Consider the following 26,173-nt stretch of genomic DNA (forward strand, 5'->3'; position numbering starts at 1 on the left):
CCGTCCAAGGAATTCCCATGCACATGCGACAGCTCGGCAAGAATGGTCCCTCCGTCTCCGCCCTCGGCCTCGGCTGCATGGGCATGAGCGACTTCTACGGAAGCGACCGCGACGAAGCCGAATCCATCGCCACCATCCACCACGCGCTGGAGCGCGGCTTCAACTTCCTCGACACCGCCGATGTGTACGGCCCGCATACCAACGAAGTGCTGGTGGGCAAGGCCATCCAGGGCCGCCGTGAGCAGGCCTTCATCGCCACCAAATTCGGCATCGTGCGCGACCCGAACGACCCGTCGAAGCGCGGCGTGAACGGTCGCCCCGAATATGTGCGCGCCTCGGTGGACGCCAGCCTCAAGCGCCTGGGTACCGACCATATCGACCTGTACTACCAGCACCGCGTGGACACCAGCGTGCCCATCGAGGAGACCGTGGGCGCCATGGCCGACCTGGTGAAGGCCGGCAAGGTGCGCTACCTGGGCCTGTCCGAAGCCTCCGGCGCCACGCTGGAACGCGCGGCCAAGGTGCATCCCATCGCGGCACTGCAGGTGGAGTTCTCGCTGTGGACGCGTGACCCGCAGGAAAACGGCATGGTGGAATCCTGCGCACAGACCGGCACCAGCATCGTGGCGTACTCGCCGCTGGGCCGCGGCTTCCTCACCGGCGCGTTCCGCACGCCGGACGACTTCGAGGCCGACGACTACCGCCGCTCGAGCCCGCGCTTCCAGGGTGACAACTTCTTCCGCAACCTGGCGTTGGTGGACAAGGTGAAGGCCATCGCCGCCGACAAGGGCTGCACGCCCGCGCAACTGGCACTGGCCTGGGTGCTGGCACAGGGCAAGGACGTGTTCGCCATACCGGGCACGCGCCGCCGCGCACGCCTGGATGAAAACCTGGGCGCCATGGATGTGACCTTGACCACCGGCGAGCTCGAAGCCATCGACGCGATCTTCCCGCCGGATGCCGCCGCCGGCGCGCGTTACGCCGGACCGATGATGCAGATGGTGAACAAGTAAATGCACCTCACCGAATGCGCCTGACAAGCGCCACTCTGCTTTCTTACTGCTCGAGTAGGTTTTCGCTTACATCGTTTTTTTTGACGGCGAGGCAATCTACTCAGGCCGGCGGTTTCCACGAACCCCGGCACCCCAGGGATCGGTCGCCCCCCTAGAGCCGATCCATGAGGCCCCCGAAAGGGGGCCTTTTTTTTGTGCCCTTGATCCCGCCACGGACCGCGCGGCCAGCGTCCACATCACGAATCCATCAACGCGGACGTCTATCAGGTCGATGCGGCCTGCCATGCCTGGCGTTCGGCCGCATCGAGCAGCAACTCCTGTGCCTGCCCGCTGCTTGCCGACGCCATGGCCGCCTCGATCACGGCCATCACGGTGATCGCCTGCGCGGGCGTCACCGGATTGGCGGAGCGCCCCAGCACCGCGTCGCGGAACATCGCGTAGTAGCGACGCTGGTCACCCTGGGGCGCGGGGACCTGCGTGACCTTGCCGTGGCCGTCGTGCAGCACCAGCGGATCGGGATCGACACCCCAGCCTTCCTGCCCCGGCCGCAGGCCGCCAATCAGCTGGGTCTCCTGCGGGTCGATCCTCGCCTTGACGAGGCTGCCCTGCGTGCCGTGCACGATGAAGCGCGGGCTGCCCCCGGCCACCAGCATGGACGCATGCAGGATCACGCGCCGGGCGCCGTACTCCAGCACCACGTGAGCCCAGTCGGTGGATTCACCGCCTTCGCGCTGGATCGCCAGGCTTGCCCACACACGGTCCGGCAGGCCGAACAGGCACAGCGCCTGATCCACCAGGTGCGGGCCAAGGTCGTACCACAGGCCGCTGCCGGCACCGGCCTGCTCGCGCCAGCGGGCACGCACCTGGGGACGGTAGCGGTCGATATGCGATTCAAAATGCGTAACCTCGCCCAGCACACCTTGCGCCATGGCCTGGCGCACGCCGAGGAAGTCGGTATCCCAGCGCCGGTTCTGGAACACCGACAACACGCGCTGCTGCCGGTCCGCGATGGCAGCCAGCTCTCGCGCCTGCATCAGGTCGAGGGCGAAGGGCTTGTCCACCACCACATGCTTGCCCGCCTCCATCGCTGCACGCGCCAGCGGCGCGTGGGTGTCGTTGGGTGAGGCGATCACCACGATATCCAGCGCGGGGTCGGCCAGCGCGGCCTGCACATCGGCCACCACCTCGACATCGGGCAGGTCCGCATGCACCTTGCCGGCATCGCGCGACACCACCGTGGTCAGCGCCAACCCCGGCACGCTGCGGATCAACGGCGCGTGGAAAGTCTTGCCGGCAAAACCATAGCCGACCAGCGCAACGCGCAAGGGTGCGGTGGAATCGTTCATGACAACATCCGGATTCAGGCGGGGAACCGTCATGATAGGCCATGCCCGCCGGCACGCCGTCCGCAGCGGCTTCGCGCGCCCATGACGCCATCGCGCGCACCATCGCAGGCCTCGCCTGTGTCAGGAGTGCTGCCATGTCGATTCGTCTGCTGGTGTTTCTCGCCTTGCTTGCAGGCACACCCCTGGCGCATGCACAGAACACGCCGGCCGCGGCGCCTGCGCAGGTCAAGCGGACCATCATCGACCAGCACGAGCAGAGTGGCGTACCGGGCACGTCGATCGTGCTGGGCACGGCGGAGATCCCTGCCGGTGGCGCTTCCGGCTGGCACAAGCATGACGGCGATGAATCGGGCTATGTGCTCAAGGGCAACCTGGTGCTGAAGACGCGCGACAAGCCCGATCTGGTGCTGAAAGCGGGCGACCACTTCTTCAATCCGCGCGGCGCCGTGCACAACCTGGTCGCCGCCCCCGACAGCGATGGCGGCCTGGCGCTGTCCACCTGGATCGTCGACAAGGGCAAGCCGCTGGCCGAGCCGGTGAAATAACGCCACCTCCCCCGTTGGGTCGCGATGGATACGCCACTCCCTCTCGCGACCAGGGATTGGCGTGGGGCAAGAAGGCCGGCGGCAGACCCAAGCCCCCTTTTCCACGGCTCGCCTTAGCATCGTCTTAGAAGGCGCAGGGCTGTCTAAGACCCCGCTAAGCAATCCGCAAGCGCGCATCACCGCCATGAAACAGAACTGTCAAATGGCGAACCCAGGCTAGTGCGCTGACTCCAGCCACTGCCTATCCAACCATGTCCATTGCCTCCAGCCGGCGCATCCAGGCGTCGCACCCCGTTTTGCGTCCTCTTTCCGGCGCCATTGCCTTCGCGCTGGTCGCCGGCCTGGCGCTCGCCATGCCGGCCTACGCCGGCGACAACGATGCCACTGCCACCAGCTCACCGGCAGACGCCTCGGCGTCCCGGGCCAACGCCAACGCGCTGAAGGCGCCCAAGCAGCTGGAAGAAGTCGAAGTGCAGGGCACCGCCGCCCAGTCCGCCATCACCCAGGCGCCGACGCAGGCCGACCTCAACATCACCCAGCCGCAGTCGGTGATCGGCCTGGACTGGATCAGCAACCACGTGGCGCCCACCGCCGACTACGCCACCATCGCCGCGATTGCGCCGGGCGTGACGAACGTGAGCACGGCTGGCCCGGGCCTGGGCGAATCCAAGCAGATGACGCTGCGCGGCTTCAACGACAACCAGTACAACGTCACCTATGACGGCATCCCGTTCGGTGACACCAACGACTTCAGCCACCACACCAGCAGCTATTTCCCGGCCAAGATGCTCGGCCAGGTGCTGATCGATCGCGGCCCGGGCAACGCCAGCACCATCGGCGAGGCGACCTTTGGCGGCACCGTGGCGCTGAGCTCGAAGGACCCGACCGACAGCTTCTCGTTCATCCCCACGCAGAGCTTTGGCAGCTACGACACCTCGCTGACCCACCTGGAAGTGAACTCGGGCAAGCTCGATGACCTCGGTGGCGGCAAGTTCATCGCCAGCGGGCAGTACATCAGCACCGACACCGCCAAGACCGACGGCGACATGTCGCGCAAGACCGGCTACATCAAGTACGTGCAGCCGATCGGCAGCAGCACCGAGATCACCTTCCTCAGCAACTACAACACCATCCGCTTCAACAACCCGAACCTGAGTTCGCTGACGCTGCAGCAGATCGACCAGCTGGGCCGCAATTTCGGCCTGAACGACGACCGCACCAGCACCAACTGCGCCTGCTACAACTACCAGACCAAGCAGACCGACCTGGAATACCTGGGCGTGCACAGCCTGCTGTCGGAGACCTGGTCGCTGGACAACAAGGTCTACACGTACGCCTACGACAACACCAGCCACGAGAGCCCGTACGTGGGTACCAAGGCGTCGCCTACCAACATGGGCGGCTACGTGAAGATCAACAACTACCGCGCCTGGGGCGACACGTTCCAGCTGGTGCACGCGGATGACCACGGCGAGTTCCGCACTGGCGGCTGGTACGAATACACCGATAACAACCGCAGCAGCATCGCCATCGACTACGGTCGCGGCGGCGCCGTCGACGTGAAGCCGGGTGCATCCACCTTCGGTACGTTCAACAGCAAGGGCGTGTACAGCGGCCCGTACAAGTACACGATGACGGACCAGCTGCACACCGGCCAGCTGTACGCCGAGTACCAGTGGTACGCCTATGACGGCCTGAGCATCACCCCGGGCGTGAAGTACTTCGACGTCAGCCGCGACATCCAGGCGCCGATCAACCAGACCACCAAGACCCCGCTTTACTACAAGCAGAGCTGGGACAAGACGCTGGGTTACCTCACTGCCAACTACATGCTGCGCGACGACTGGAGCATCTATGCCCAGGCCGCGCAGGGCTTCCTCACGCCGAACCTCAACCAGTTCTACGTGCCCGATCCCACGGCGAACAACACGCATCCCACGCAGACGATGAACTACCAGTTCGGCACGGTCTACAAGACCGAACGCTTCAATGCGGATGCCGACGTGTATTTCATCAACTACAAGAACTACCAGTTCTCCACCAACGTGCCGGGCACCACCGATCCGGTGTACTACCTGGCCAAGGGCGCGTACATCAAGGGCATCGAAGGCGAGGCGACCTACTACGTGGCCGCCGGCACCAGCGTGTTCGCCAACGCATCGTTCCAGGATGCCTATTTCAAGGGCTCCAGCCTCGACATGCCGAACGTGCCCGACCGCACTGCCGCGCTCGGCGTGATGTACGAGAACGAAGGTTTCTTCGCGTCGCTTTACGACAAGTACTCGGGCAGCCAGAAGGCCTACAACTCCAGCTTCAACCCGGATGTGGCCTCCTCGGTGACCTCCACCATCAGCACCGGCGGTTACTGGCAGGCGGCCATGAGCGTGGGCTACGGCCAGAACCTCACCGGCTCGGTGATCAAGAGCTACAAGGTGCGCCTGCAGGTGGACAACCTGTTCGACGCGCACAACCTGGTGATCAACTCGGTAAGCGGCAACGTGGGTTCGTACTACGTGCTGCCGGGCCGCAGCTGGTTCGCCTCGCTGTCGCTGGCACTCTGAGGCGAGGGAACCTACGTTGATGTTCAGGCATGCGTTCCTCACCCTGCTGTTGATCGTCCCGTCGCTGGCTGTGGCCAGCGACAAGCACGCCGCCGGCACCTACCTGAGCGATGCACAGGTCAGCGCCGTCATGGCCGCCCTGCCCGCGCCCAGTGCGCCGGGCAGCGCGGAAGACAAGGCCGACTACGCCGCCACGGACCGCGCCTTTGCGGACCGTTCGGCGGCTGACTTCGACCAGGCCAGGCGGGAAGAAAAATTCAACGCGTTCGACTTTGCCCCGGTGATCGGCAAGGGCTTCCAGGCGGACAAGCTTCCGCACGTGGCCGCCCTGTTCAAGGAAGCCGAGCAGGAAACCAAGGACGCGGTGGACCGCTCCAAGAACCACTGGAAGCGTCCCCGACCCTGCCCGCCGGCCTCCGATTGCGCCAGCAACCCGGAAAAGGCAGCGAAGAAAAGCTTCGGCTACCCGAGCGGCCACTCCAGCCGCGCCACGGTGGACGCCGTGCTGCTGACCCAGCTGTTCCCGCAGGACGCCGACGCGCTGATGCAGCACGCCCGCGATATCGGTTGGCGCCGTGTGGTGAAGGGCGTGCATACCCTGCAGGACATCTATGCGGGACGCCAATTCGGACAGGCCCTGGCCACCGACATGCTCGCCTCGCCCGCCATGCAACACGACCTGGCGGCGGCCCGCGATGAACTGCGCGCTGCCGGTTTGGCTCCGAAGACGCCGTAAGCCCCCGGGGGTCACCCGGCCCCCGATCCCTCTTGCGTCTTGCCTGGAGCACGCCCACGGATGGGCCTCTTTTTCCCCGGACGGTAACAAAACGGAAAGACAATGGACGGTGGGCCCGGGCCTTCCGCGGCATGCCGTTCGCGTACTGAGGGGAGCAAGGTGCACATCATCCTGGTGGAAGACGATCTGGAGCTGGGCGCGGCCATCCAGCGTGTGCTGCAGCGGCTGTCGTACACGGTGACGTGGCTCACCGACGGCAGCCAGGCCATCGCCACCATGCAGGCCACGGCGGCAGATCTGGTGCTGCTCGACCTTGGCCTTCCGGGCAAGGACGGGCTGGACATCCTCACCGAAGCGCGCAGCGAAAACATCCGCACGCCGGTGCTCATCCTCACCGCGCGCGATGCGGTACAGGCGCGCGTGCACGGACTGGACGCCGGCGCCGACGATTACCTCACCAAGCCGTTCCACCTCGACGAACTGGGCGCGCGCATCCGCTCGCTCACCCGTCGCATGCAGGGGCTGGCCGCCAACCGCATCGAGGCCGGCGCACTGTGCCTGGACCTGGGTTCGCTCGAAGTCACCTTCCGTGGCAACAGGGTGGACCTCACCCGGCGCGAGCTCTCCTTGCTGCAGGCGCTGATGGAACGCGCCGGCCGCGTCGTACGCCGCGATACGCTGGAAAGTTCGCTGTACGGTGGCGAGAAGGTGGTGACCGGCGGCGCCATCGACGTGCTGGTGCACTCACTGCGCCGCAAGCTGAGTTTCGACACCATCCAGAACGTACGCGCGTTCGGCTACATGATTCCGCGGGACGCCCGGTGAAACCCACCAGCCTGCGCGGGCGCCTGCGCTGGATGATCATCGCGCTACTGCTGCTGTTCCTGCTGCCACTCGCGTTCTACAGCTTCTACCGCACCAGCGACGAGATGGCGGTGCTCTCCGATGCGCGCCTCGCCGAAGCAGCGCACACCGTGGCCGCGCTGATCCGCCAGTCCGGCCTGCAGGCCTTTGCCAACCACGATGGCGTGATCGTGCCGGTACAGAAGAAAAGCGTGCTGGCCGCCATGGGCGAAGTCGCCACGCACGAGTCGGAGGTGGGTTTCCAGGTGTTCGACCGGGACGGCAAGCTGGTGCTCGGCACCGTGAACCTGATGACCCTGCCGGCGACGCCAGACGACCGCTCCGCCTACCACGACCTGAAGAAGCAGCACCACGTGTGGCGCGTCTTCAACTACGTGGACCCGCAGAGCCAGTACGTCATCCGCACGGCCGACCGCTACGACAGCCGCGAGAACATCGTGTACACGCTGTGGGTGGACCACGGCGTGCCCTTCCTGCTCGGCCTGCCCGTGCTCGCGCTGCTGGTGGGCTGGGCGGTGGGTCGCGGATTGCGCCCGCTGGCCAGCCTGACCACGGCCTTGTCCGCACGCGAACCCGGCAGCCGTGAGCGTATCGAGCTGCCCCACGCGCCGCGCGAACTTCGCCCCGTGCTCGGCGCGCTCAACGAACAGCTGGTGCGCCAGGAAGACGCACTGGAACGCGAGCGACGCTTCAGTGCCGATGTCGCGCACGAACTCCGCACGCCGCTGGCCTCCATCCTGCTCAACCTCGAAAGCGCCATGGAAACCGTCGACCCCGACGAGATCCAGGACAGCCTGGCCGGTGCACACCACAGCGTCGCCACGCTGAGCCGGCGCGTGGAGCAGTTGCTCACCCTGGCCAGGATGGAAGCCGGCGCGGCGTCCACCCGCTTCGAAGCTGTCGACCTCATGGACGTGGCAGGCGGCGTGGTGAAGGAACTGACTCCCGTCATCCAGCGTCGCGGCGTCGAACTCGGCTTCGCGCAGCAGGACGGCCAGGTACTGGTGCAGGGCTATGCACCGGCGCTCATCGCACTGCTGCGCAACCTGCTGGAAAACTCGCTGCGCTACGTACCCGCCGGCGGCCGCATCCAGCTCGCCATCGCACAGGGCCGACAGGACGCCACGCTGGAAGTGATCGACGACGGCCCGGGCATTCCGACCGAACGCCGACATGCCGTGTTCGCCCGTTTCCATCGGGAAGCCGGCAGCCGCGGCGAAGGCTATGGCCTGGGCCTTTCCATCGTCGCGCGTGCTGCCACCTTGCACCGCGCTTCCATCGAGCTGCTTGATTCGCCGCTGGGGCGGGGGCTTAGGGTGCGGGTGTCGATTCCCTTGTTGTGTCCTTAGCTGCGTCGCGATCCGTCTCGATGGCAAGGGGGTGAGAAGTACGACACGTCATTCCGGCGCGCCCCACTAAAGGGAGCGAGGGCTGGAGGTCCTCTTCAACGGCCGAAGGCACGGTCATCCAGACTGTCGATTCTCAGATCTGGCGATACCTCAATCTAGCCGCCTGCGGCGGGCTTCCGAACCGCTGCCGCGGTCCGGGTCACTTTTCGGCGTCGAGCTGAAGGCTCGTGCAGCTGCGCTGCACATCGCGTCACGCCGCAATGGCATATCGCTTGCCGGCGTGGCTTGTCTGTAGGAGCGCACCCTGTGCGCGACAGCCTGACAGAGCGGTATCGACACGACGCTGCGGTCGCGCACAAGGTGCGCTCCTACAGGGGGGGATCGCACCGTGTGAAGCCCGTTTCTTTCTCGCCTCAGTGCTCACCCCAGTCCTCTCCCGAACGGGAGAGGACGAGCGACAGGGGATGTTCAACGTGAACACCCGAGTGGCAAGGAAGGATGTGCCGCGCAGCGGCACGACGCTCCGCGTTAAGTCCTCTTCGCATCGGCGCGTTGCGAAGCGCTTGGAAGTACCCGCTGTGTAGAGGCGAAGGTTGCAAAGCAACAACGTTCCTCAGCCGTTCGGGCTTATCCCACCGGCATGCTGCCAGCCTTTAAGGCCATTTCTTTGGGTTACTTTTCTTTGGGCCAGCAAAGAAAAGTGACTCGGCCTTCGGCAGAAGGTCGAAACGCCTCCGCGGCGTAAGCGGCCCGCTCGCGGAAACGCCCGAGACCAAAGGCCCAGAGCAAAGTCACTAGATCCCGGTCTTCGCCGTAATCACGACCTCGCCCCGCGCAAGCTTGGGCTCTACTGACCCAGGCCAGGACCACCCACTCACGCCAACGTAATCACCGCCTGCAAACCACCACCCTCGCGATTCTCCAGCTTCAGCTGCCCACCAATCGACGCGATCAGCTGCGCGCCAATGGCCAGCCCCAAGCCAGCACCGCCGGTGTCGCGGTTGCGCGAGGATTCAAGCCGATAGAACGGTTGCAGCACCTGCTCAAGCTCGCCCTCGGGAATGCCGGGGCCACGGTCGGCGACGATGATGCGCAGTGCATTCGCATCGCCGCGCTGAAGCGCCACTTCCGCCGAACCGCCGTACTTGATGGCGTTATCGATAAGGTTCACGAGTACACGCCGCAGGGCCTGCGGGCGCAAGGTGGCGGTGATATCGGCCTTGCCGGTCATGCTCACCGGCTGGCCAACGTCCTGGTAATCGAATACCAGGCTTTCCAGGAACGCTCCCACGTCCATCTTCACCGGCTTCTCGGCATCGCCGTGGGCGCTGCGCGCATAGGCCACGCCTTCCTTCACCAGGTGTTGCAGTTCCTTCAGGTCGTCCAGGATGCGTTGCTGTTCGGGCGATTCATCCAGCGCTTCGACGCGCAGGCGCATGCGGGTGATCGGCGTCTGCAGGTCGTGAGAGATGGCGGCCAGAATATGCAGGCGCTCCTTCAGATGGCGGGCGATGCGGTCCTGCATGGTGTTGAAGGCCTTCGCCGCACGCGCTACTTCGGTGGGGCCATCCTGCGCCACGCGCGGGCCGTTCGCGGTGGGCGTCATCGCGTCCGCGGCTTCGGCAAGCGTGGTGAGCGGCCGCGTGGCCAGCCTCACCGCCAGCCAGGTGCACACCAGCAGCAGGATCACCTGCAGGGTGAACACGAAGGGCAGCCAGGCGGCCAGCGGCTTCATGTGCGGCGTGATCTGCAGCGTCAGCGGGGAGCCATCGTGCAGGGTGAAGTGCACCTGATAACGCTCGGGCGACGTGGAAATGGTGTTGCCGTAGACGCGATAGTCCGGCCCCACTTCCTTGGCGATCAGGGCCAGCACGTCGCGCGAGCGCTGCGTGGCCAGCTGGTTGCCGGGCTCGCCGGGGCCAAGGATGTAGAAGTAGTTGTCGCGCTCCAGCCGGTTCAGCCAGCGCGAACGCTCCGCGGCAGGCAGGCGGTCGATCACCGACACCGACGTGCCCACGTCGTGTTCCAGCGTGTTGAACATCACCGCCGTGGCGGACTGCGTGCGCTCCATGTAGAGCAGCGCGAACGACAGGCCCTGCGCCAGCATCAGCCCGGCAAAGATGATCAGGTACAGCCGCGACGCCATGCTGCGCGGCAGCCAGCGACTGGCGGTGACCGGGGCGATGGCACTCATGGCTGGTCGCCGTTGAGGATCACCGGCATGGAGAACACGTAGCCTTCGCTGCGCACCGTCTTGATGTAGGTCTGCTCGCGTGCACCGTCCTGCAGGCGCTGGCGCAGGCGACTGACCATCAGGTCGATGGAGCGATCGAACAGTTCGGCGTCGCGTCCCTGCGTGAGGTTGAGCAGCTGGTCGCGCGACAGTACGCGCTGGGGATGATCGAGGAACACGCGCAGCAGGCGGAACTCCGCGCCGCTGAGCGACACCACCGTGCCATCGTCGTCGAGCAGGTGGCGCGCTGTGGTATCCAGCCGCCAGCGGCCAAACGCAATGACATCACTGGTTTCGGTGACGCGCAGGTTCGGCGGCAACATGCGCGTGCGGCGGATCACCGCCTTGATGCGCGCCAGCAGCTCGCGCGGCGAGAACGGCTTGGTGACGTAGTCGTCCGCGCCCATCTCCAGGCCGATGATGCGGTCGGTCTCGTCATCGCGCGCGGTGAGCAGCACTACCGGCACGTGCTTGTGCTTGCCGGCGCGCAGCGTGCGGCACAGTACCAGCCCGTCGTCGCCCGGCATCATGATGTCCAGCACCACCAGGTCGAACGCCGAGGTGTCGAGCTGCGCGAACATCTCGCGACCCTCGGCGGCGCCGCTGGCGCGCAGGCCATTCTTGCGCAGGTAATCCACGATGCCGGTGCGGATGCCGTGGTCGTCATCCACGACCAGGATATGGTCGACGTGTTCCATGCTTTCTCCAGTGGTGGTACCGGCCGTGGTCAACGCTGTCATGCCTTGCCTAGCAGCTCGCGGACCTTTGCTTCCGTCTGATCGTAGTCTCCCTCGCCGACATGGCGATAGACCACGTGACCCTCGCGATCGATCAGGTAGATGGCAGGCCAGAAGCGGTTGCCCCAGGCGTTCCAGATCCGGTTGTCGTTATCCATGGCTACCGGATAACGGATGCCCAGCGTGCTGATGGCCTGCTTCAGGCTGGTCACGTCGCGTTCTTCGTCGTACTCGGGCGTGTGCACGCCCACCACCACCAGCCCGTCGTTGGCATAGCGGTCGTACAGCGCCTTGGTGTGGGGCAGCACGTGCAGGCAGTTGATGCATTCGCGCGTCCAGAACTCCACCAGCACCACCTTGCCACGCAGCTGCTGCGTGGACAGCGGCGAGGAGTTGAGCCAGCGCGTGGCGCCCTCGAAATCGGGCGCCGGCGTGTCGGACCGCGGGGTCTGGGCATGGGCGTCGAGCCAGCCGCCGGGCCAGGCGGCAAACAGGGCGGCCGTGAAGGTCGCGGTGGCGGCAACGAGTTTCAGGAATTTCATGGCGGATTCTCCAGGCATGGGCGGCACGGGCGCCACCGACAGATGCATTGGAGCAAGGTGTCTTGTACCGGGCGTGTCCTCGCCCCCGGCTTTTTGTATCGCTTTGTATCCGTGCGCCGGGCCCGGAAGGGACGACGGTAGCCCGGAATGTATCCGAATGTATCCACCCGTCCGGGTGACACGTTTCGATGCCATCGGGCAGCGGACTCGACACATCACCGATACGCGGCGGGCGTCTCCTAGGCACACCGGCTGATCCACGGCCATGACCACCCCACTTCAGGAGACTGCACCATGTCCGCTACCAACAACACCGTGTCCGCTTCGAACATCCTCTACACCGGCTACACCACCACCGCCGGCGGCCGCGAAGGCCGTGCCGTCAGCGACGACGGCCAGCTCGACGTCAAGCTCTCCACCCCCGGTTCCAACCTGCCGGGCACGAACCCGGAGCAGCTGTTCGGCGCCGGCTGGTCCGCCTGTTTCACCGGCGCCATGCGCCATGCCGCCCGCGCCGCCAGGATCGACTTTCCCCTCGCCACGGCCGTGAGCGCGGAGATCGACCTGGGCCTGGATGCCGACGGTTACTTCCTGCAGGCCCGCCTGCTGGTGTCGCTGCCTGGCCTGGATCGCGCCACCGCCCAGCAGCTGATCGACGCTGCCCACCAGACCTGCCCTTACTCCAAGGCGACGCGCGGGAACATCAACGTCACCATCACGCTCGCCTGACCGGCGAGCGCGACACCGCATCGAGGTACTGTCCATGAAACGCACCCGCACCATCTTCGTTGCCGCCTTCGCCCTGGGCCTTGTCGCCGCGGCCAACGCCGGTAACGCCGCCGACCTTCGTTCGCCCGAGCCGCAAGCGCGAACCACCGAACACGATGGCTCCCTGCCGACATTGGCCAGTGAGGTGCTGCCCATGGAGGGTGCGCGACGTGCGCGGCCATGGCAGACCTCGGTGCTGCCGCGCATCACCGACCACCGGCCCACCGGCCGGCCCGACTGGGACATCGACTATCCGTCGCAACTCGCTCCGCAGGAGCAGCGTTGAGTCGTTCGCCTGATTGACGTGAAGCCCTGGATTCCGGGCGGGTGACGTCATGCGGTACCTGGGGCGGCTAAACGTGCGCTTGACCGTCATCCCCGCGAAGGCGGGGATGACGAATGGGAAGCGAACGGTAGTTGTGTCAGCCGCGCCTACTCCGCCACGCGCGGCGCGCGATGGTCGGTGTTGTTCTGGTGGATCACCAACGCATTGACCTTGCCTTGTGCATCGCGCTCGAAGTCGACCTTCGCATCCACCACGCGCAGGAAGAACTTGTCGCGCGCACTGGCATAGATGGGAAACTCCGGCTGGCCAGTGAGCTGGATGAAGGCCTGCCCATCTCTCGCTGCGATTGTCACCACCGCCTTGGGCGACAGCTGGTAGTGGCCGGCGTAGCTAGACAGAGTGGTGGCATCGAGCTCCACGGTTTTTCCCTCGGACGTGGGAAGCGATCCGCTGGCGAGTCGAGGTGCCGGATAGTCGCCATGCTGATGCAGCACCATGCCACTAACCTTGCCATGGTCATCGCGCGTGAAGCTCAGGCTGATGTCGGACGAGTTAGCGAAGAACTCATCCTTCGCCTCGGGAAACACGGGAAATGCGCTCTGCCCAGTTGCCTGCGCCATCAACTGGTCGTCCTTGCGGAACACAGTAAGAACAAAGCCGGGATGAAGCACGTAGCCGCCCGCGTACTCGTCCAGCTGCTTAGTAGACATCGCCACCTGTTTGTGCGGCGGCGTGAGTGGCGCTTCAGGCTGCAGCACGGCTTGGCCCAGCTCGCCGACCTCCAGGGCGCGGTTCGTGAGCACTACCACCCCATGTCTGCGATCGGCAGTAAAACCCACATAGCTGGCGAAACCGCCGGTCATGCCGCCGTGCTCGATCAGGTCACCGCCATTGATGTGATGAATCATCCAGACCAGACCCAGACGTGCGCTAGCTTTAGGTCCGGCGGCTGCCGGCTTCTGCGCCAGTTCCATGGCGGGATACAAGGGAGTCTTCACCACGCCCATGTTGGCCTTGAGGTAACGCAGCATGTCGTCGGCGGTGCTGACGATGGCGCCTGCGCCGCCCAGCACGCCGATATGCCAGTTCGGCGTGGTCTGGCCTGCACTGTCGTGGCCGCGCGCAAGACCGGCGCGGATGGCGGCATCGAGGTCGGCCGTGCTGTGCGTCATGCCCAGCGGCTTGAGCAGTTGCTCCTGCAGCAGCTTGGCGTAATCGGTGCCCGCATGCACGCCGAGCGCATAACCGAGCAGGCCCACCCCAAGGTTGGAGTACTCGTAGCTGGCACCGGGATCGCGCGGCAGCGTGTAGGAAGCCAGGAAGGCCTTCAGCTTGTCGGCATCGTAGTCCGCATACGGATCCTTGCCGCCAGCGACACGAAGGTTGCCGGGCAAGCGCGGCAGCCCGGAGTTCTGGGACGCCAGGTTGCCCAGCGTGATCTGCTTGCCATCACGCGATGGAATGGTGAACCCAGGCAGCAGCGAAGCGACCGGCGTATCCAGCTGCAGCTTCCCTTCCGTCACTTGCTGCGCCAGCAAGGTCGCCGTGAAGGTCTTGGTGATCGAGCCGATCTCGAAGGCCGTGTCCCCCGCAGGCTTCTGGCCATTGTCCAGCTTGCCGTACGCATAGACCGCGCTGCGATCGCCATCGACCACACCGATGACGAGCACGGGGTATTCGCCGGCCTGGATGTATTGCCGTGCGGCTTCATCAACGCGCTGCGGCAGCAGCGATGCATCGGCAGCCGCGCATGCGGTGGCAAACGACAGGCCCAAAGCAAGCCACATCCTTTTCATCGGAACTCCTTCGCGCGACGGATCGACCAGCGGATGAATGGAACACTCAAGCGTGACGAACCGCGCGAGTGTACACACAACCCTACGTCATCCTGTCGATCACGCGTCGATACGCAAATTCATGCGAAGCCCGTGGCGCGCGCGATCATCAGCAGGCCGGCCACCATGGCGGTCGCGCCAATGGCCCGCACCATCGGCAGGGGTGACGACGCCCATCGCTCGGCGGTGATGGCGATGGTGACCAGCACCATTGCGCGCACATCCATCATTCCCCACGCCAGCAGGATCAGCGTGAGTCCAGCGCAACAGCGTACGCAGTGCAGGCCGTGACGAAGCCCGTGACGCCACGCATGCCGAAGTCCACCAGGCGCATCCATCATGCATGTCCGGCAGCAGGCGAGGCTGCGCTGCTTCCATGCGGTGAACTGAAGCAGACCGGCCAGAAGCGCAACGATGCCGATGGCGAGTGGGACGGCGCGCGACAGTGGCGGCATGGCCATCGCGAGCCAGGCCAGCGCCAGACCCACCGGCACCACCAACAGGCCAAGGGTTATCCAGACCGCGAAGTACGCGGCGCCCACCAGTGCGGTGCTTCGCCAGGGATGGCTGTGTGCCCGGTCAATCTCGGTCCGGTAGTGGCGCCACAGCGTGGGTGTCAATGACGGCAGCATCATCGCGGCCGTCATGACGCTCCACATGCCGAGCAGCGGCGCGGTCACGCCAGCCCAGGTCTGCCCGGGCATGCGCATCCATGCCATCGCCAGCGTCCATCCACCGCGCATCGGCAGCCCCTCCATGTCTGCCATGGAGGAGCACCACGCCAACGTCACTATGGCACTCGCCGCGAACAGCAATGCGATGACAACGATGAAGCCCTTCGGCAGGGTCCGTTCGATTCCGATGATTCGAGATGTTCGTGTGTGCATGGTGCACCTCATTCGGTCAGGCCGTCGCTGCCGCAGTGCTTCTCAACCGCGGTCATATTCGTCATGACGACGCCACCAGATGCCGCTTTCGTTGCGCCCCAGCGGCGCGCGATCCAGCCACTGGTACATGCCCCACACGCCATCCACCCCACGCGCGTAGCTGGAATAGGTGTGATAGACCACGCCATCGTTGAGCACGAAGGCACTCAGGCCCGGGCGATCGCGTGCATAGGTTGGCGCGTCGGTGCCGCACGAGGCGGCGAAGTACGCTACGGGTTCGGGCGTGGGCGTGGCATCCATGGCGTGCCCGCCGCGTTCGAAGTTGTACTGGATCTCGCCGTTGCGCTGCTGCTCTTCGGTAAAGGACACGTTGAAGTCGAAGTTGAACTCGCCCTCCACCGACGACGCCCACGGGAAACTCCAGCCCATGCGGCGACGATAGGCCTGCAGCTTGGCGAGCGGTGCGCGCGACACGGCCCAGAACGCCACGTCGTGATGCTCCAGGTGCGCGACGTTGCCATTGAACCCGTCGGCCACCGCCGAGCACGACGGGCAACCGGCCTTGTAGTCGGGACCGAACATGAAGTGGTACACGAGCAGCTGCGAACGACCCCGGAACAGGTCTTCCAGCGTGGCCGTGCCTTGCTCGGTGTCGAAGCGATAGCTCTTGTCCACCCGTACCCATGGCAGGGCCTGCCGTTGCAGCGCCAGCGCATCGCCACGCCGGGTGTGTTCCTTCTCGGCCTTCAGCAGCGCCATGCGCGCCTTCAGCCAGTCCTCGCGGGTACCCGTGGTATGTGCAGTCATGGTCGTTCTCCTTCGTCAGTGTCATGCGCGCTGCAGGCGATGCGACGCGCCGGTGATGAACCGTGAGCTAGACTGCGGCGGTTCGACCTGACGAGGGGAGTGACAAGTGTGGCGGGATTCCGATGGACTCGTTGATCACGGCCGCCGCCCGCGCACTCGCCGCCGGTGATCCGCTGGGCGCACTGAACCGCGTCGCCTTGCGCGACGACGCGCCCGCGCTTGCCCTGCGCGGCATCGCCATGGCGCAACTGGGCGACCTGGAGCGCTCACGCTCGCTGCTGCGCAGCGCGGCACGCGCGTTCGGCCCGCGCGAGGCCGTGGCCCGCGCACGCTGCGTGGTCGCCGAAGCCGAGGTGGCGCTAGTGTCGCGCGACCTTCGCTGGCCCACCAAGGCACTGGAAATCGCCCAGGCCACGTTGCAATCGCATGGCGACCGCCTGAACGCTGCACATGCACGCTACCTCGCCATACGTCGCCTGCTGTTGATCGGACGTCTGGATGAAGCCGAGCGCGGGCTGGCCACGTTCGATCCCGCGCCATTGCCTGCCGCGCTGCGAACCATCCACGCACTGGCGCTGGCCGGTATCGCGATGCGTCGCCTTCGCGCCGGCGCGGCGCGCGCAGCACTCGCCCAGGCCGCGCGTGACGCGCAGCAGGCCGGCATACCGGCCTTGATCGCCGAAGTGGAGAACGCGTCGCACGCGCTCGATGCACCGGCGGCGCGCCTGATCTCGCGCGGCGTTTCGCGCCTGCTGCGGCTGGAGGAAGTGGAAGCGCTGTCTGCTTCGGGCAAGCTGATGGTCGATGCCTGTCGCCACACCGTGCATGACGGCAACCTCACCGTTCCGCTGGCGCGACGTCCCGTGCTGTTTGCGCTGGCCAGCGCGCTGGCCGAAGCGTGGCCGGCCGACGTATCGCGCAACGAGCTGGCCACGCGCGCATTCCGTACCCGGCATATTGACGAGACGCATCGCGCGCGACTGCGCGTGGAAATCGGCCGGCTTCGCTCGGAGCTCAAGGAGCTTGCCGGCGTGCGCGCGACCACGCGCGGCTTCGTGCTGGAGCCACTTCACGCATCGGACGTTGCACTGCTGGCGCAGCCAGTGGACGAAAAATATGCTGCCTTGCTTGCCCTGCTCGCCGATGGCGAATCCTGGTCGAGTTCCGGCCTGGCGCTGGCGCTGGGCAGCAGCCAGCGCACGGTGCAGCGCACGCTGGATGCACTGGCGGAGGCTGGCAAGGTGCAGGCGCTGGGGCGTGGGCGATCGCGCCGCTGGATGACGCCGCCGGTGCCGGGTTTCACGACGGCTTTGTTACTCCCCTCGCCACTGCCCGGGAACTAGGATGCAGGCATGAAACGATCAGCCGCCCACATCATCCGCGAGTACGGTCCCTTCACCGGCGTCGGGCAGGTGCACGGCGTCACCTATGACGGGCAGCAGGTCTGGTTTGCTTCCGGCGACCATCTGCATGCGTTCGATCCATCCGACGGCACACCCGGACGCACGATGGATATTGCTGCGCACGCAGGCACGGCGTTCGACGGCGAGCATCTCTACCAGATCGCCGAGAAGCGCATCCAGAAGATCGACCCGCAGTCCGGACGCGTCATCGGCAGCATTCCGGCGCCCGGCAACGGCGGCGATTCCGGCCTGGCCTGGGCCGAGGGCGCGCTGTGGGTGGGCGAGTATCGCGAGCGCAAGATCCACCAGGTCGATCCGGCGACGGGCGCGGTCCTGCGCACCATTGAATCCAACCGTTTCGTCACTGGCGTCACCTGGGTCGATGGTGAGTTGTGGCACGCCACCTGGGAAGGCAATGAGAGCGAACTGCGGCACATCGATGCCAGCACCGGCGACGTGCTGGAGAAGCTGGAGATGCCGCCGGACATGGTGGTCTCCGGCCTCGAATCCGATGGCGTCGACACCTTCTTCTGCGGCGGCGGCCAGAGCGGAAAAGTACGGGCCGTACGACGCCCGCGCTAGGCCGCAACCACCGCGCAGCCACACCCTGCCCGTACCGGCCTGCACATCCGCACCTCGGCCTTGGTGTATGGTCGCCAGCGGACCGTCGGAGGATGGCCGTCTAAGTGCCTGCACCTCCTCCCCCGGCTCGCGCGACGTGCGGGCGGATGCCGATGTTGCCGCCCGCGAGGATCATCCGGCCCCTGCGGGAGCGACCCCATGAAGATCGAGTCCGTGGCGATCGTGCTGTTTGCCCTTTGGTTCATTTCCGAACCGCTGCTGCTGCGCACTGCGCGTGATCGTGGCGGCTCGGACGTGGATGCCCGTTCGCTGATGCTGCTGGCCACCAGCAACCTGGTGCTGCCGTGGCTTTCCATCGCGCTGTATTTCCTGGGCGTCGGCAGGCTGCCTTTCTCACCATGGCTCAAGCTGGCCGGCGTGGTGATCATGGTGGCGGGCTTCTGCATCCGCTGGTCGGGGATGTGGACGCTGCGGAAGTTCTTCTCCGCGAACGTGGCGGTGCAGAGCGATCACCGGCTGGTGATCGCCGGCCCGTACCGCTTCGTGCGCCACCCGGGCTACTTCGGCGGCTGGCTGGGATTTGTGGGCCTGGGGCTGGCGTTGGGCAACGGCATCGCCATCGTGCTGCTGACGCTGTTGACGCTGCCGGCCTTTCTCTATCGCATCCGCGTGGAAGAGAACGCGCTGGCCGGCGCGTTCCCCGATTACCTGCACTACGCGTCGAAGGTGAAGCGCTTCGTTCCCTTCGTCTGGTAGCGCGACGCCTTCAGTGGATTGCCTCAGGCAGCATGCCGAGGTTGCTCATCCACGCCTCGGCCAGGCTGGTCCAGCGGGTGATCGGCTTGTCCGTGGGCCTGACACCGAAGGCATGGCCACCCTTGGCGTACAGGTGCATTTCCACCGGCACACCGGCCTGCTGTAGCGCCACGTAGTAAGTCACCGATTCGCGCACGTCATCCACCGGATCGTCGCCGGCCTGCGCAATGAAGGTAGGCGGCGCATGCGGATCGATGGTCAGGTTGCGCTCCAGCGTGATGCCCGGCCCTTTCCACAGATGGCCCGGATAAAGCGCCATCGCGAAATCCGGCCGCACGCTCTGCTTGTCTGCGTCGTCCACCGGTTTGTAGCTCAGCTTCGCGTGATTGCTCACGTCGGCCACCATGCGTCCGCCCGCGGAGAAACCGACCACGCCGATCCTGTGCGGATCCACGCCCAGGCTGGCGGCACGCTGGCGCAGCAGTGCGATGGCGCGCTGCGCATCCTGCAGGGCCATGGGCACGGCGGGGTCTTTCCGGCAGTTGCACTCATCGTTCCAGTACGGCCCGGACCCGGGCACGCGGTATTTCAGCACCACGCAGGTGATGCCGCGCGAGGTGAGCCAGTCGCAGATGTCGGTGCCTTCCAGGTCGATCGCCAGCACGCGATAGCCACCACCGGGAAACACCACGACCGCTGTGCCGGTGTTCTTGCCCTTGGGCGGATAGATGGTCATGGTCGGGCGCGAGACATGCTCGACCACCGTGACCGGCAGGCCGGCCAGATTCTGCGTGCTGTTGCCGAAAGCCTCGTCGCCCGGCATGGACGGCGGGGCGATCTTCAGGCCCGCGGGCCAAAGCGGCTCCTGCACGGCAGGCGGTGCCGGTTGCCAGGGTTGCGTCTTCAGGTTCACCAGATCAGGTAAGCCCGTGGTGGCCAACGCGGTGCCCGCGACCAGCCACAGCGTGGCCATCAGGCCTTTCCATGCGTGCTTGAACATCGTGCCCCCACCTTTCGGTCCGTGTGTCGTGGAAGGAATACATGCGCTTTGCGCGCCCCGAAGGCGCATCGTGCGCACGGGGTAAGGCCTCTTTCTCGCGCAGTTCTGGCGATTTGGCGATAAGTGCGGCTGGCTACGCCGCGCCCCAGGCGCTATGCTTCGCGTTGCTGCATCGCACCAATGCGCCTTTCCCCCAGGCCTGAGCATCCCCCATGTCCGCTTCCGCACCCGCTCTCGATCCGGGCACGCCGCCCGTTCGCGCTCCCCATGTCGGGCTCGTCATCCTCGCGCTTGCCGTGGGTGGCTTCGCCATCGGCACCACCGAATTCGCGACCATGAGCATGCTGCCGCTGTTCGCGCAGGGCCTGGGCATCGATGCGCCGACGGCCGGCCACGCGATCAGCGCATACGCGCTGGGCGTGGTGGTGGGCGCACCGGTGATCACCGTGCTGGGTGCGCGCCTGCCGCGTCGCGCCCTGCTGCTGATGCTGATGGCCATGTTCACGGTGTTCAACGGACTCACCGGCCTCTCGCCCAGTTATCACTGGATGCTGGTGTTCCGTTTCCTGAGCGGCCTGCCGCATGGCGCGTATTTCGGCGTTGGCGCACTGGTGGCCAGTTCGCTGGTGCCGGCCAACCGGCGCACGCGCGCGGTGGGACAGATGTTCCTGGGCCTCACCTGCGCCACCATTGTCGGTGTGCCGCTGGCCAGCTGGCTGGGTCAGTCGGTGGGCTGGCGCTGGAGCTTCGCGCTGGTCGCCCTGCTGGGCGTGGCGACGATGAGTGCGGTGTACGCCTTCGCCCCCAATACGCCGGCCGACCGCAACGCCAGCCCGCTGCGCGAACTGGGTGCGCTGAAGCGCCCGCAGGTGTGGATGACGCTGGGTATCGGCGCGATCGGCTTCGGTGGGCTGTTCGCCGTCTACACCTATCTGGCCGACATCCTGCTCAAGGTGACGCATATGTCGCTGGACGCGGTGCCGTGGGTGATGGGCGTGTTCGGCATCGGCATGACGCTGGGCAACCTGATCGTGCCGCACTTCGCCGATCGCGCGCTGATGCGCACGGCCGGTGTGCTGCTGTCCTGGAGCATGGTGATCCTGGCCATCTTCCCGTTCACCGCGGGCAATGTGTGGACGCTGGGCGCCACGGTGTTCCTGATCGGCATAGGCGGCGCGCTGGGCACGGTGCTGCAGACGCGCCTGATGGATGTGGCGGGCGATGCACAGGGCCTCGCCGCCTCGCTCAACCATTCCGCCTTCAATGCCGCCAATGCGCTTGGCCCCTTCCTTGGCGGCCTGGCCATTGCGCACGGCTACGGCTGGACCTCCCCCGGCTGGGTAGGCAGCGGGCTCGCGCTGGGCGGCCTGCTGCTGTGGTTCGTGTCGATGGCGATGGATCGCCGCGGCGATGAAGTGACCGCCTGCGAATCCTGCTGAGCGCTCAGTTCAGCAGGTCTTCCCAGTTCTTCGGCACCTTGCCCTTCGGGCCCGGTGCGGGCTGGTCCAGCGGATGGAACAGCGGCGGACGCAGCGCCGGGGCGTCGTAATCGCGTCCGGTGCGGTAGTCGTAGATCCAGCGGTCGTCGGGTTCGAAGTTGGCCACCACGGGATGGCCGGTTTCATGGAAATGCTTCGTCGCGTGCTGGTTCGGCGAGCTGTCGCAGCAACCGATGTGACCGCACTCGGTGCACCGGCGCAGGTGAAACCACCAGCCGCCATCGCGCAGGCATTCGACACAGCCGGTGCCGCTGGGTTCGGCATCGAGATTGATGCCCGAGTCGTCTCTGCTCATATCCCTCAATTCCTCGTGAACGATGCGCGCATCGTGGCGGCTGGCTCGTGCAGATTCCGTCAGCAGCGATGCCGTCAGAAGCCCAGCTCGCTCAGGCCCGGGTGATCGTCCGGGCGACGCCCCAACGGCCAGTGGTACTTGCGCTCGGATTCGGCGATATGCAGGTCGTTGATCGAGGCATGTCGATGCGTCATCAGGCCGTTCTCGTCGAACTGCCAGTTCTCGTTGCCGTAGCTGCGGTACCACTGGCCCGAGTCGTCATGCCATTCATAGGCGAAGCGCACGGCGATGCGGTTGCCGGCAAAGGTCCACAGCTCCTTGATCAGCCGGTAATCGAGTTCGCGGATCCATTTGCGCTCAAGAAACGCCTGCGCTTCCGCGCGACCGTGGATGAACTCGGCGCGGTTGCGCCAATAGGTATCGGGCGAATAGGCCAGCGCCACACGGGCAGGGTCGCGGCTGTTCCAGCCGTCCTCGGCCAGGCGCACTTTCTGTGCGGCCGTTTCGGGGGTGAACGGGGGAAGCGGGGGACGGGTTTCCATGGCTTGCCTCATGGAGTGAATTGAAGAACGTTGAGGTTAGCGCGGTTGGCTCACCGCAGTGTTTCCAGATCGTCATTCCGGCGCACCCCGAAAAGGGGCAAGGGCCGGAGGAGCTTTTCAACAGCCCCATAGCTGGTCATCCGGTGGCAGTCAGGTTTGGCTTTTGCCGCGATGCATCGTGCTATTCAAGCGGGTGACGTTTCGCGAAAACCGGGTACCGAAGTCACTGGATTCCGGCCTGGGCCGGCATGACGATGAGGGAGACCATCAGTCTACGTATACCGACACGGCGCGCTGCCTGTCGGTATTACAACGGCAACGCATACGTCCGCTTGACTACCTGGCTGGGCATGTCCGTCTTGACGTTCTGGATGCCGTTGGCGCGGGTGAGATGGGTGGACTGGAAGTGGCGATACTCGTCCAGGTCCGCCACCGCCACGCGCAGCAGCGCGTCGCTGTCACCGAGCATGATGTAGCACTCCATTACCTGCGGCAGCCGCTGCATGGCGCGGATGAACTGGTCGATGGTGTCGGCGTCCTGCGCGGTAAGCCACACGCGGGTGAACAGCGTGAGACCCGCGCCGACCTTGGCCGGATCGAGCACGGCGACGTAGCGGTCGATCACGCCGGCGTCTTCCAACAGCTTCACTCGCCGCAGGCAGGGCGACGGTGACAGGCCCACCTCATGGGCGAGCTCCGTGTTCGGCAGCCGCGCGTTCTCCTGCAGGGTGCGCAGGATGCGTTTGTCGGTCTCGTCCAGCCTCATTGGCATGACATGTCACCCATGGATCGTTCATTGGCATGATATGCCAATATCGGTGGAATCCGTGCGATATCCGGCACCCTGTGCCACGCCATGCGCCGTAGCCTGTGGCCATGGATACCCACACCCTGCTGCTATTCGCCGCCACCGTGCTCCCGCTGATCGCCGTGCCGGGACCGGACATGCTCTACATCGCCTCGCAGGCCGTCGCCAGCAACGCACGCGCCGGCCTGCTCGCCACCGCCGGCGTGTGCACCGGCTACGTGCTGCATTCCCTACTGGTGGCGTTCGGGCTGGCGGCGGTGATCGCCGCCTCACCGGTGTTGTTCAACGCCTTGCGCTGGGCCGGTGTGCTCTACCTGGTCTGGCTGGCGGCGAAACTGCTGCGCTCCGCGTTGCGTCCCGGTCGGATGGAAGTCCCGACAGTGAAAGTCCCATCGCCGCTGCGTCGCGGCTTTCTCACGGCGGCACTCAATCCCAAGGGCATGATGATCTACTTCGCGATCCTGCCGCAGTTCATGCACCCGGGACATGCGATCGCACTGCAGGCGATGCTGTTGTCGGCCATCTTCATCACATTGTGCGCGCTGGTGTACAGCGGGCTCAGCGTCGCGCTGGCAACCACGGGCAAGGCCGGCGGATGGAGCGACGGCCGGCGACGCTGCGTGGAGGGCGTGTCCGGCGGCTTGCTGATCGCCGCCGCCGCGCGGCTCGCCAGCACCTGACGCAGCCAGCTGACCGTTGCCCGAAGACCGTAGCCCGGATGAAGCGCAGCGGGAATCCGGGATGGTCGTGCGACAGAGCCAAGGTTGTCGCGAAAACCCGTTCGCATGTCGCATCACCGGTGGACTGATGCGGCGTGTTCCCGGATTCCCGCTGCGCTTCATCCGGGCTACAAAGTCACGAGGCAACTCAGCGCTTGATGTCGTTCCTGTCGACGTCGCCGCCCTTCATCACGAAGGCCACGTGCTCAAGCTGCGACACGTCCTTGAGCGGGTCGCCGTTCACCGCCACCAGATCGGCGTAATAACCCGGCGCCACCTGCCCCACCTTGCCCGTCATGCCGAGCAGGTCGGCCGCATTCACGGTGGCGGCCTGGATGGCCTGCATCGGCGTCATGCCCCACTTGCTCATGATCGCGAACTGCTTGGCGTTCCAGCCATGCGGATAAACGCCGGCGTCGGTGCCGAACGCCATCTTTTCGCCGGCCTTTACCGCGCGCTGGAAGTTCTCGCGCTGCAGGCGGCCGACCAGCTTTTCCTTGTCGATGGTGCTGGCCGGGAAACCCTTCTTGGCATACTCGCTGAGGATGTAGTCATCGTTGTAGACGTCGAAATCCAGGTACGTGCCGTGCTGCTTGGCGAGCTTCAGGCCTTCGTCGTCGATCAGGCTGCTGTGCTCGATCGAATCGGTACCCGCGCGGATGGCCATCTTGATGGCCTCGGCGCCGTGCGCATGGGCAGCCACCTTCTTGCCCCAGCGATGCGCCTCGTCGACGATCGCGTTCATCTCTTCCTGGGAGTACTGCGGCGCACCGACCGATGCCTCCGCGCTCAGTACGCCCGCGCTGGCCATGTACTTGATCACGTCCGCACCGTGCTTGACGTTCTCGCGCACGCGATGGCGGATGGCGTCGACGCCATCGGCCACACCATCGATGCCGTGGAATTCGATCCACGGCGAGAAGCCCGTTGTGCCATCGGCGTGGCCACCCGTCGCGCCCAGCGGCGGACCGGATACGAGCATGCGCGGGCCCGGTATGTCGCCGCGATTGATCGCATCGCGCAGGGCGACGTCCACGTAGTCGCCGGCACCGAGGTTACGCACCGTGGTGAAACCCGCATCCAGCGTGCGCTTGGCATACGTGGGCGAAAGAATCGCCGAGTCGATGGAGCTGCGCTTGAGCACGGCCTCGTAGTAATCGCCCTTCACCTCGTTCGGGTCGCCGGTGAGGTGCACGTGGCAGTCGATCAGCCCCGGCAACAGCGTCGCGCTGCCCAGATCGATCACCTTCACGCCCGCCGGCACCTGTCCGTCGTAGCGCACCTCGGTGATGTGGTCCCCTTCGATGATCACCACCGGGTTGTCGCGCACCGTACCGGCCTTGGTGTCGACCAGGTGGGCGGCACGCACGGCCACGCGCGTTGGTGCGGGGGCTGGTGCGTCGTCGGCGACGACAACAGCGGTCGAACCAAGGCCGACGGCGATGGCGGTGAACAGGGGCAGCAAACGCATGGAAGCACTCCGTGGGCAATGGCAATGGGCAACGGGCGGACAGCCCGACGCCGCGCTCTTTGCGCCACGGTCATGCGACATCCTCCCCGCGTGCACCTTACCGTAAAACGGTGGCGGGGCATGCGTGACGGATGACGCATAGGGGAGGGGCGACTCTTCGCCATCTGCGAGCAGGCATGCGATGGCTTGGGGGCGCCTTCACTGTTCTATTGGGGCCGTCTTCGCAACGAAAGTGGGAGATCCTTTTCAACAGGTGAGGGGTGGGTCATCTGGGCTCGCCGTCTCGTCGAAACCGTCATCCCAGCGAAGGCTGGGGTCCAATGCCTTTGCTCTCTGCCTTCGGTAGTCACGCAGGCGCCAGGTTGCCGCTTACGCAGCGGGGGCGTTTCGACCTCCTGCCGGAGGCCGAGTCACTTTTCTTTTGCTGGCCCAAAAGAAAAGTAACCCAAAGAAAATGGCCTTAAAGGCTGGCAGCATGCCGATGGGATAAGCCCGAACGGCTGAGGAACGGTGTTGCTTGGCAACCTCCGCCTCTACACAGCGGGTACAACAAAGCGCTTCGCAACGCGCCGAAGCGAAGAGGACTTAA

The 26,173-nt window shown here is 65.6% G+C and carries 25 protein-coding genes; 13 read left to right on the plus strand and 12 right to left on the minus strand.

The window, feature by feature from the left end; genetic code table 11:
• Positions 1-17 precede the first annotated feature (17 nt).
• Positions 18-1,013, plus strand: a complete 996-nt coding sequence (locus H8F01_RS08255) for an aldo/keto reductase (RefSeq protein ID WP_187058517.1) — start codon at positions 18-20, stop codon at positions 1,011-1,013.
• Positions 1,014-1,276: 263 nt separating this feature from the next.
• On the opposite strand, the gene H8F01_RS08260 is transcribed toward H8F01_RS08255, so the two are convergent.
• Positions 1,277-2,359 carry an oxidoreductase gene (locus H8F01_RS08260; RefSeq protein WP_187058518.1) on the minus strand — a complete coding sequence of 361 codons (1,083 nt, stop codon included), beginning with the start codon at positions 2,357-2,359 and terminating at the stop codon, positions 1,277-1,279.
• Positions 2,360-2,493: 134 nt separating this feature from the next.
• Here H8F01_RS08260 and H8F01_RS08265 point away from each other — a divergent pair, with 134 nt between their 5' ends.
• The 5 genes from H8F01_RS08265 (at position 2,494) to H8F01_RS08285 (ending at position 8,414) form a co-directional block, all read left to right on the plus strand.
• The gene (locus H8F01_RS08265; RefSeq protein WP_187058519.1) at positions 2,494-2,904 is read left to right on the plus strand and encodes a cupin domain-containing protein; all 411 of its coding nucleotides are present in this window, start codon (positions 2,494-2,496) and stop codon (positions 2,902-2,904) included.
• Positions 2,905-3,155: 251 nt separating this feature from the next.
• Entirely contained in the window at positions 3,156-5,465 is a 2,310-nt protein-coding gene (locus tag H8F01_RS08270; RefSeq protein ID WP_187058520.1) for a TonB-dependent receptor, read from the plus strand.
• A 19-nt stretch (positions 5,466-5,484) separates the two neighbouring features.
• Complete coding sequence (locus tag H8F01_RS08275; RefSeq protein ID WP_187058521.1) at positions 5,485-6,201, plus strand: phosphatase PAP2 family protein; 717 nt, start codon at positions 5,485-5,487, stop codon at positions 6,199-6,201.
• Positions 6,202-6,360: 159 nt separating this feature from the next.
• A complete protein-coding gene (locus H8F01_RS08280) occupies positions 6,361-7,026 on the plus strand; it encodes a response regulator (RefSeq protein ID WP_187058522.1) in 666 nt (221 codons plus the stop codon).
• Positions 7,023-8,414: a sensor histidine kinase gene (locus H8F01_RS08285; protein WP_187058523.1), complete on the plus strand. Its 1,392-nt coding sequence runs from the start codon at positions 7,023-7,025 to the stop codon at positions 8,412-8,414. The genes H8F01_RS08280 and H8F01_RS08285 overlap by 4 nt, the downstream gene beginning before the upstream one ends.
• An 874-nt stretch (positions 8,415-9,288) precedes the next feature.
• On the opposite strand, the gene H8F01_RS08290 is transcribed toward H8F01_RS08285, so the two are convergent.
• From H8F01_RS08290 to H8F01_RS08300, 3 genes are read right to left on the minus strand one after another with little or no spacing between them, the layout of a single operon-like run.
• Positions 9,289-10,608, minus strand: a complete 1,320-nt coding sequence (locus tag H8F01_RS08290; protein ID WP_187058524.1) for a sensor histidine kinase — start codon at positions 10,606-10,608, stop codon at positions 9,289-9,291.
• Positions 10,605-11,345 (minus strand): response regulator, encoded by a 741-nt coding sequence (locus H8F01_RS08295; protein ID WP_187058525.1) that lies wholly within the window; start codon positions 11,343-11,345, stop codon positions 10,605-10,607. The genes H8F01_RS08290 and H8F01_RS08295 overlap by 4 nt, the downstream gene beginning before the upstream one ends.
• A 38-nt stretch (positions 11,346-11,383) precedes the next feature.
• On the minus strand, positions 11,384-11,926 hold the full coding sequence (locus tag H8F01_RS08300) for a redoxin family protein (RefSeq protein ID WP_187058526.1): 543 nt from the start codon (positions 11,924-11,926) through the stop codon (positions 11,384-11,386).
• A gap of 294 nt (positions 11,927-12,220) precedes the next feature.
• On the opposite strand from H8F01_RS08300, the gene H8F01_RS08305 reads away from it, so the two are divergent.
• Both H8F01_RS08305 and H8F01_RS08310 read left to right on the plus strand, forming a co-directional pair.
• A complete protein-coding gene (locus H8F01_RS08305) occupies positions 12,221-12,655 on the plus strand; it encodes an organic hydroperoxide resistance protein (protein WP_187058527.1) in 435 nt (144 codons plus the stop codon).
• 34 nt (positions 12,656-12,689) lie between these two features.
• The gene (locus tag H8F01_RS08310; RefSeq protein WP_187058528.1) at positions 12,690-12,980 is read left to right on the plus strand and encodes a hypothetical protein; all 291 of its coding nucleotides are present in this window, start codon (positions 12,690-12,692) and stop codon (positions 12,978-12,980) included.
• Between the two features lie 146 nt (positions 12,981-13,126).
• Here the strand turns inward: H8F01_RS08310 and H8F01_RS08315 are convergent, their stop codons facing one another.
• From H8F01_RS08315 to H8F01_RS08325, 3 genes are all read right to left on the minus strand, one after another.
• Positions 13,127-14,776, minus strand: a complete 1,650-nt coding sequence (locus tag H8F01_RS08315; protein WP_187058529.1) for a serine hydrolase — start codon at positions 14,774-14,776, stop codon at positions 13,127-13,129.
• Positions 14,777-14,895: 119 nt separating this feature from the next.
• On the minus strand, positions 14,896-15,714 hold the full coding sequence (locus H8F01_RS08320) for a DUF2182 domain-containing protein (RefSeq protein WP_238481190.1): 819 nt from the start codon (positions 15,712-15,714) through the stop codon (positions 14,896-14,898).
• Positions 15,715-15,744: 30 nt separating this feature from the next.
• Complete coding sequence (locus tag H8F01_RS08325; RefSeq protein ID WP_187058530.1) at positions 15,745-16,509, minus strand: DUF899 domain-containing protein; 765 nt, start codon at positions 16,507-16,509, stop codon at positions 15,745-15,747.
• 122 nt (positions 16,510-16,631) lie between these two features.
• Between H8F01_RS08325 and H8F01_RS08330 the strand changes: the two genes are divergently transcribed.
• From H8F01_RS08330 to H8F01_RS08340, 3 genes are all read left to right on the plus strand, one after another.
• Entirely contained in the window at positions 16,632-17,852 is a 1,221-nt protein-coding gene (locus H8F01_RS08330) for a helix-turn-helix domain-containing protein (RefSeq protein ID WP_187058531.1), read from the plus strand.
• Between the two features lie 9 nt (positions 17,853-17,861).
• On the plus strand, positions 17,862-18,494 hold the full coding sequence (locus H8F01_RS08335) for a Vgb family protein (protein WP_187058532.1): 633 nt from the start codon (positions 17,862-17,864) through the stop codon (positions 18,492-18,494).
• Positions 18,495-18,692: 198 nt separating this feature from the next.
• Positions 18,693-19,250 (plus strand): methyltransferase family protein, encoded by a 558-nt coding sequence (locus H8F01_RS08340; RefSeq protein ID WP_187058533.1) that lies wholly within the window; start codon positions 18,693-18,695, stop codon positions 19,248-19,250.
• Between the two features lie 10 nt (positions 19,251-19,260).
• Here the strand turns inward: H8F01_RS08340 and H8F01_RS08345 are convergent, their stop codons facing one another.
• The gene (locus H8F01_RS08345) at positions 19,261-20,226 is read right to left on the minus strand and encodes an alpha/beta hydrolase (RefSeq protein WP_425490111.1); all 966 of its coding nucleotides are present in this window, start codon (positions 20,224-20,226) and stop codon (positions 19,261-19,263) included.
• Positions 20,227-20,462: 236 nt separating this feature from the next.
• Here H8F01_RS08345 and H8F01_RS08350 point away from each other — a divergent pair, with 236 nt between their 5' ends.
• Positions 20,463-21,689, plus strand: a complete 1,227-nt coding sequence (locus H8F01_RS08350; RefSeq protein ID WP_222615736.1) for an MFS transporter — start codon at positions 20,463-20,465, stop codon at positions 21,687-21,689.
• Between the two features lie 4 nt (positions 21,690-21,693).
• Here the strand turns inward: H8F01_RS08350 and H8F01_RS08355 are convergent, their stop codons facing one another.
• From H8F01_RS08355 to H8F01_RS08365, 3 genes are all read right to left on the minus strand, one after another.
• A complete protein-coding gene (locus tag H8F01_RS08355; RefSeq protein WP_187058535.1) occupies positions 21,694-22,044 on the minus strand; it encodes a UBP-type zinc finger domain-containing protein in 351 nt (116 codons plus the stop codon).
• A gap of 74 nt (positions 22,045-22,118) precedes the next feature.
• The gene (locus tag H8F01_RS08360; protein WP_187058537.1) at positions 22,119-22,586 is read right to left on the minus strand and encodes a nuclear transport factor 2 family protein; all 468 of its coding nucleotides are present in this window, start codon (positions 22,584-22,586) and stop codon (positions 22,119-22,121) included.
• A gap of 307 nt (positions 22,587-22,893) precedes the next feature.
• The gene (locus H8F01_RS08365) at positions 22,894-23,358 is read right to left on the minus strand and encodes an Lrp/AsnC family transcriptional regulator (protein WP_187058538.1); all 465 of its coding nucleotides are present in this window, start codon (positions 23,356-23,358) and stop codon (positions 22,894-22,896) included.
• A gap of 104 nt (positions 23,359-23,462) precedes the next feature.
• Here H8F01_RS08365 and H8F01_RS08370 point away from each other — a divergent pair, with 104 nt between their 5' ends.
• A complete protein-coding gene (locus H8F01_RS08370; protein WP_187058540.1) occupies positions 23,463-24,074 on the plus strand; it encodes a LysE family translocator in 612 nt (203 codons plus the stop codon).
• Between the two features lie 187 nt (positions 24,075-24,261).
• On the opposite strand, the gene H8F01_RS08375 is transcribed toward H8F01_RS08370, so the two are convergent.
• Entirely contained in the window at positions 24,262-25,584 is a 1,323-nt protein-coding gene (locus H8F01_RS08375) for a Xaa-Pro dipeptidase (protein WP_187058542.1), read from the minus strand.
• Positions 25,585-26,173 lie beyond the last annotated feature (589 nt).

The sequence above is a fragment of the Dyella telluris genome (assembly GCF_014297575.1).
Classification (GTDB): Bacteria; Pseudomonadota; Gammaproteobacteria; order Xanthomonadales; family Rhodanobacteraceae; genus Dyella; species Dyella telluris.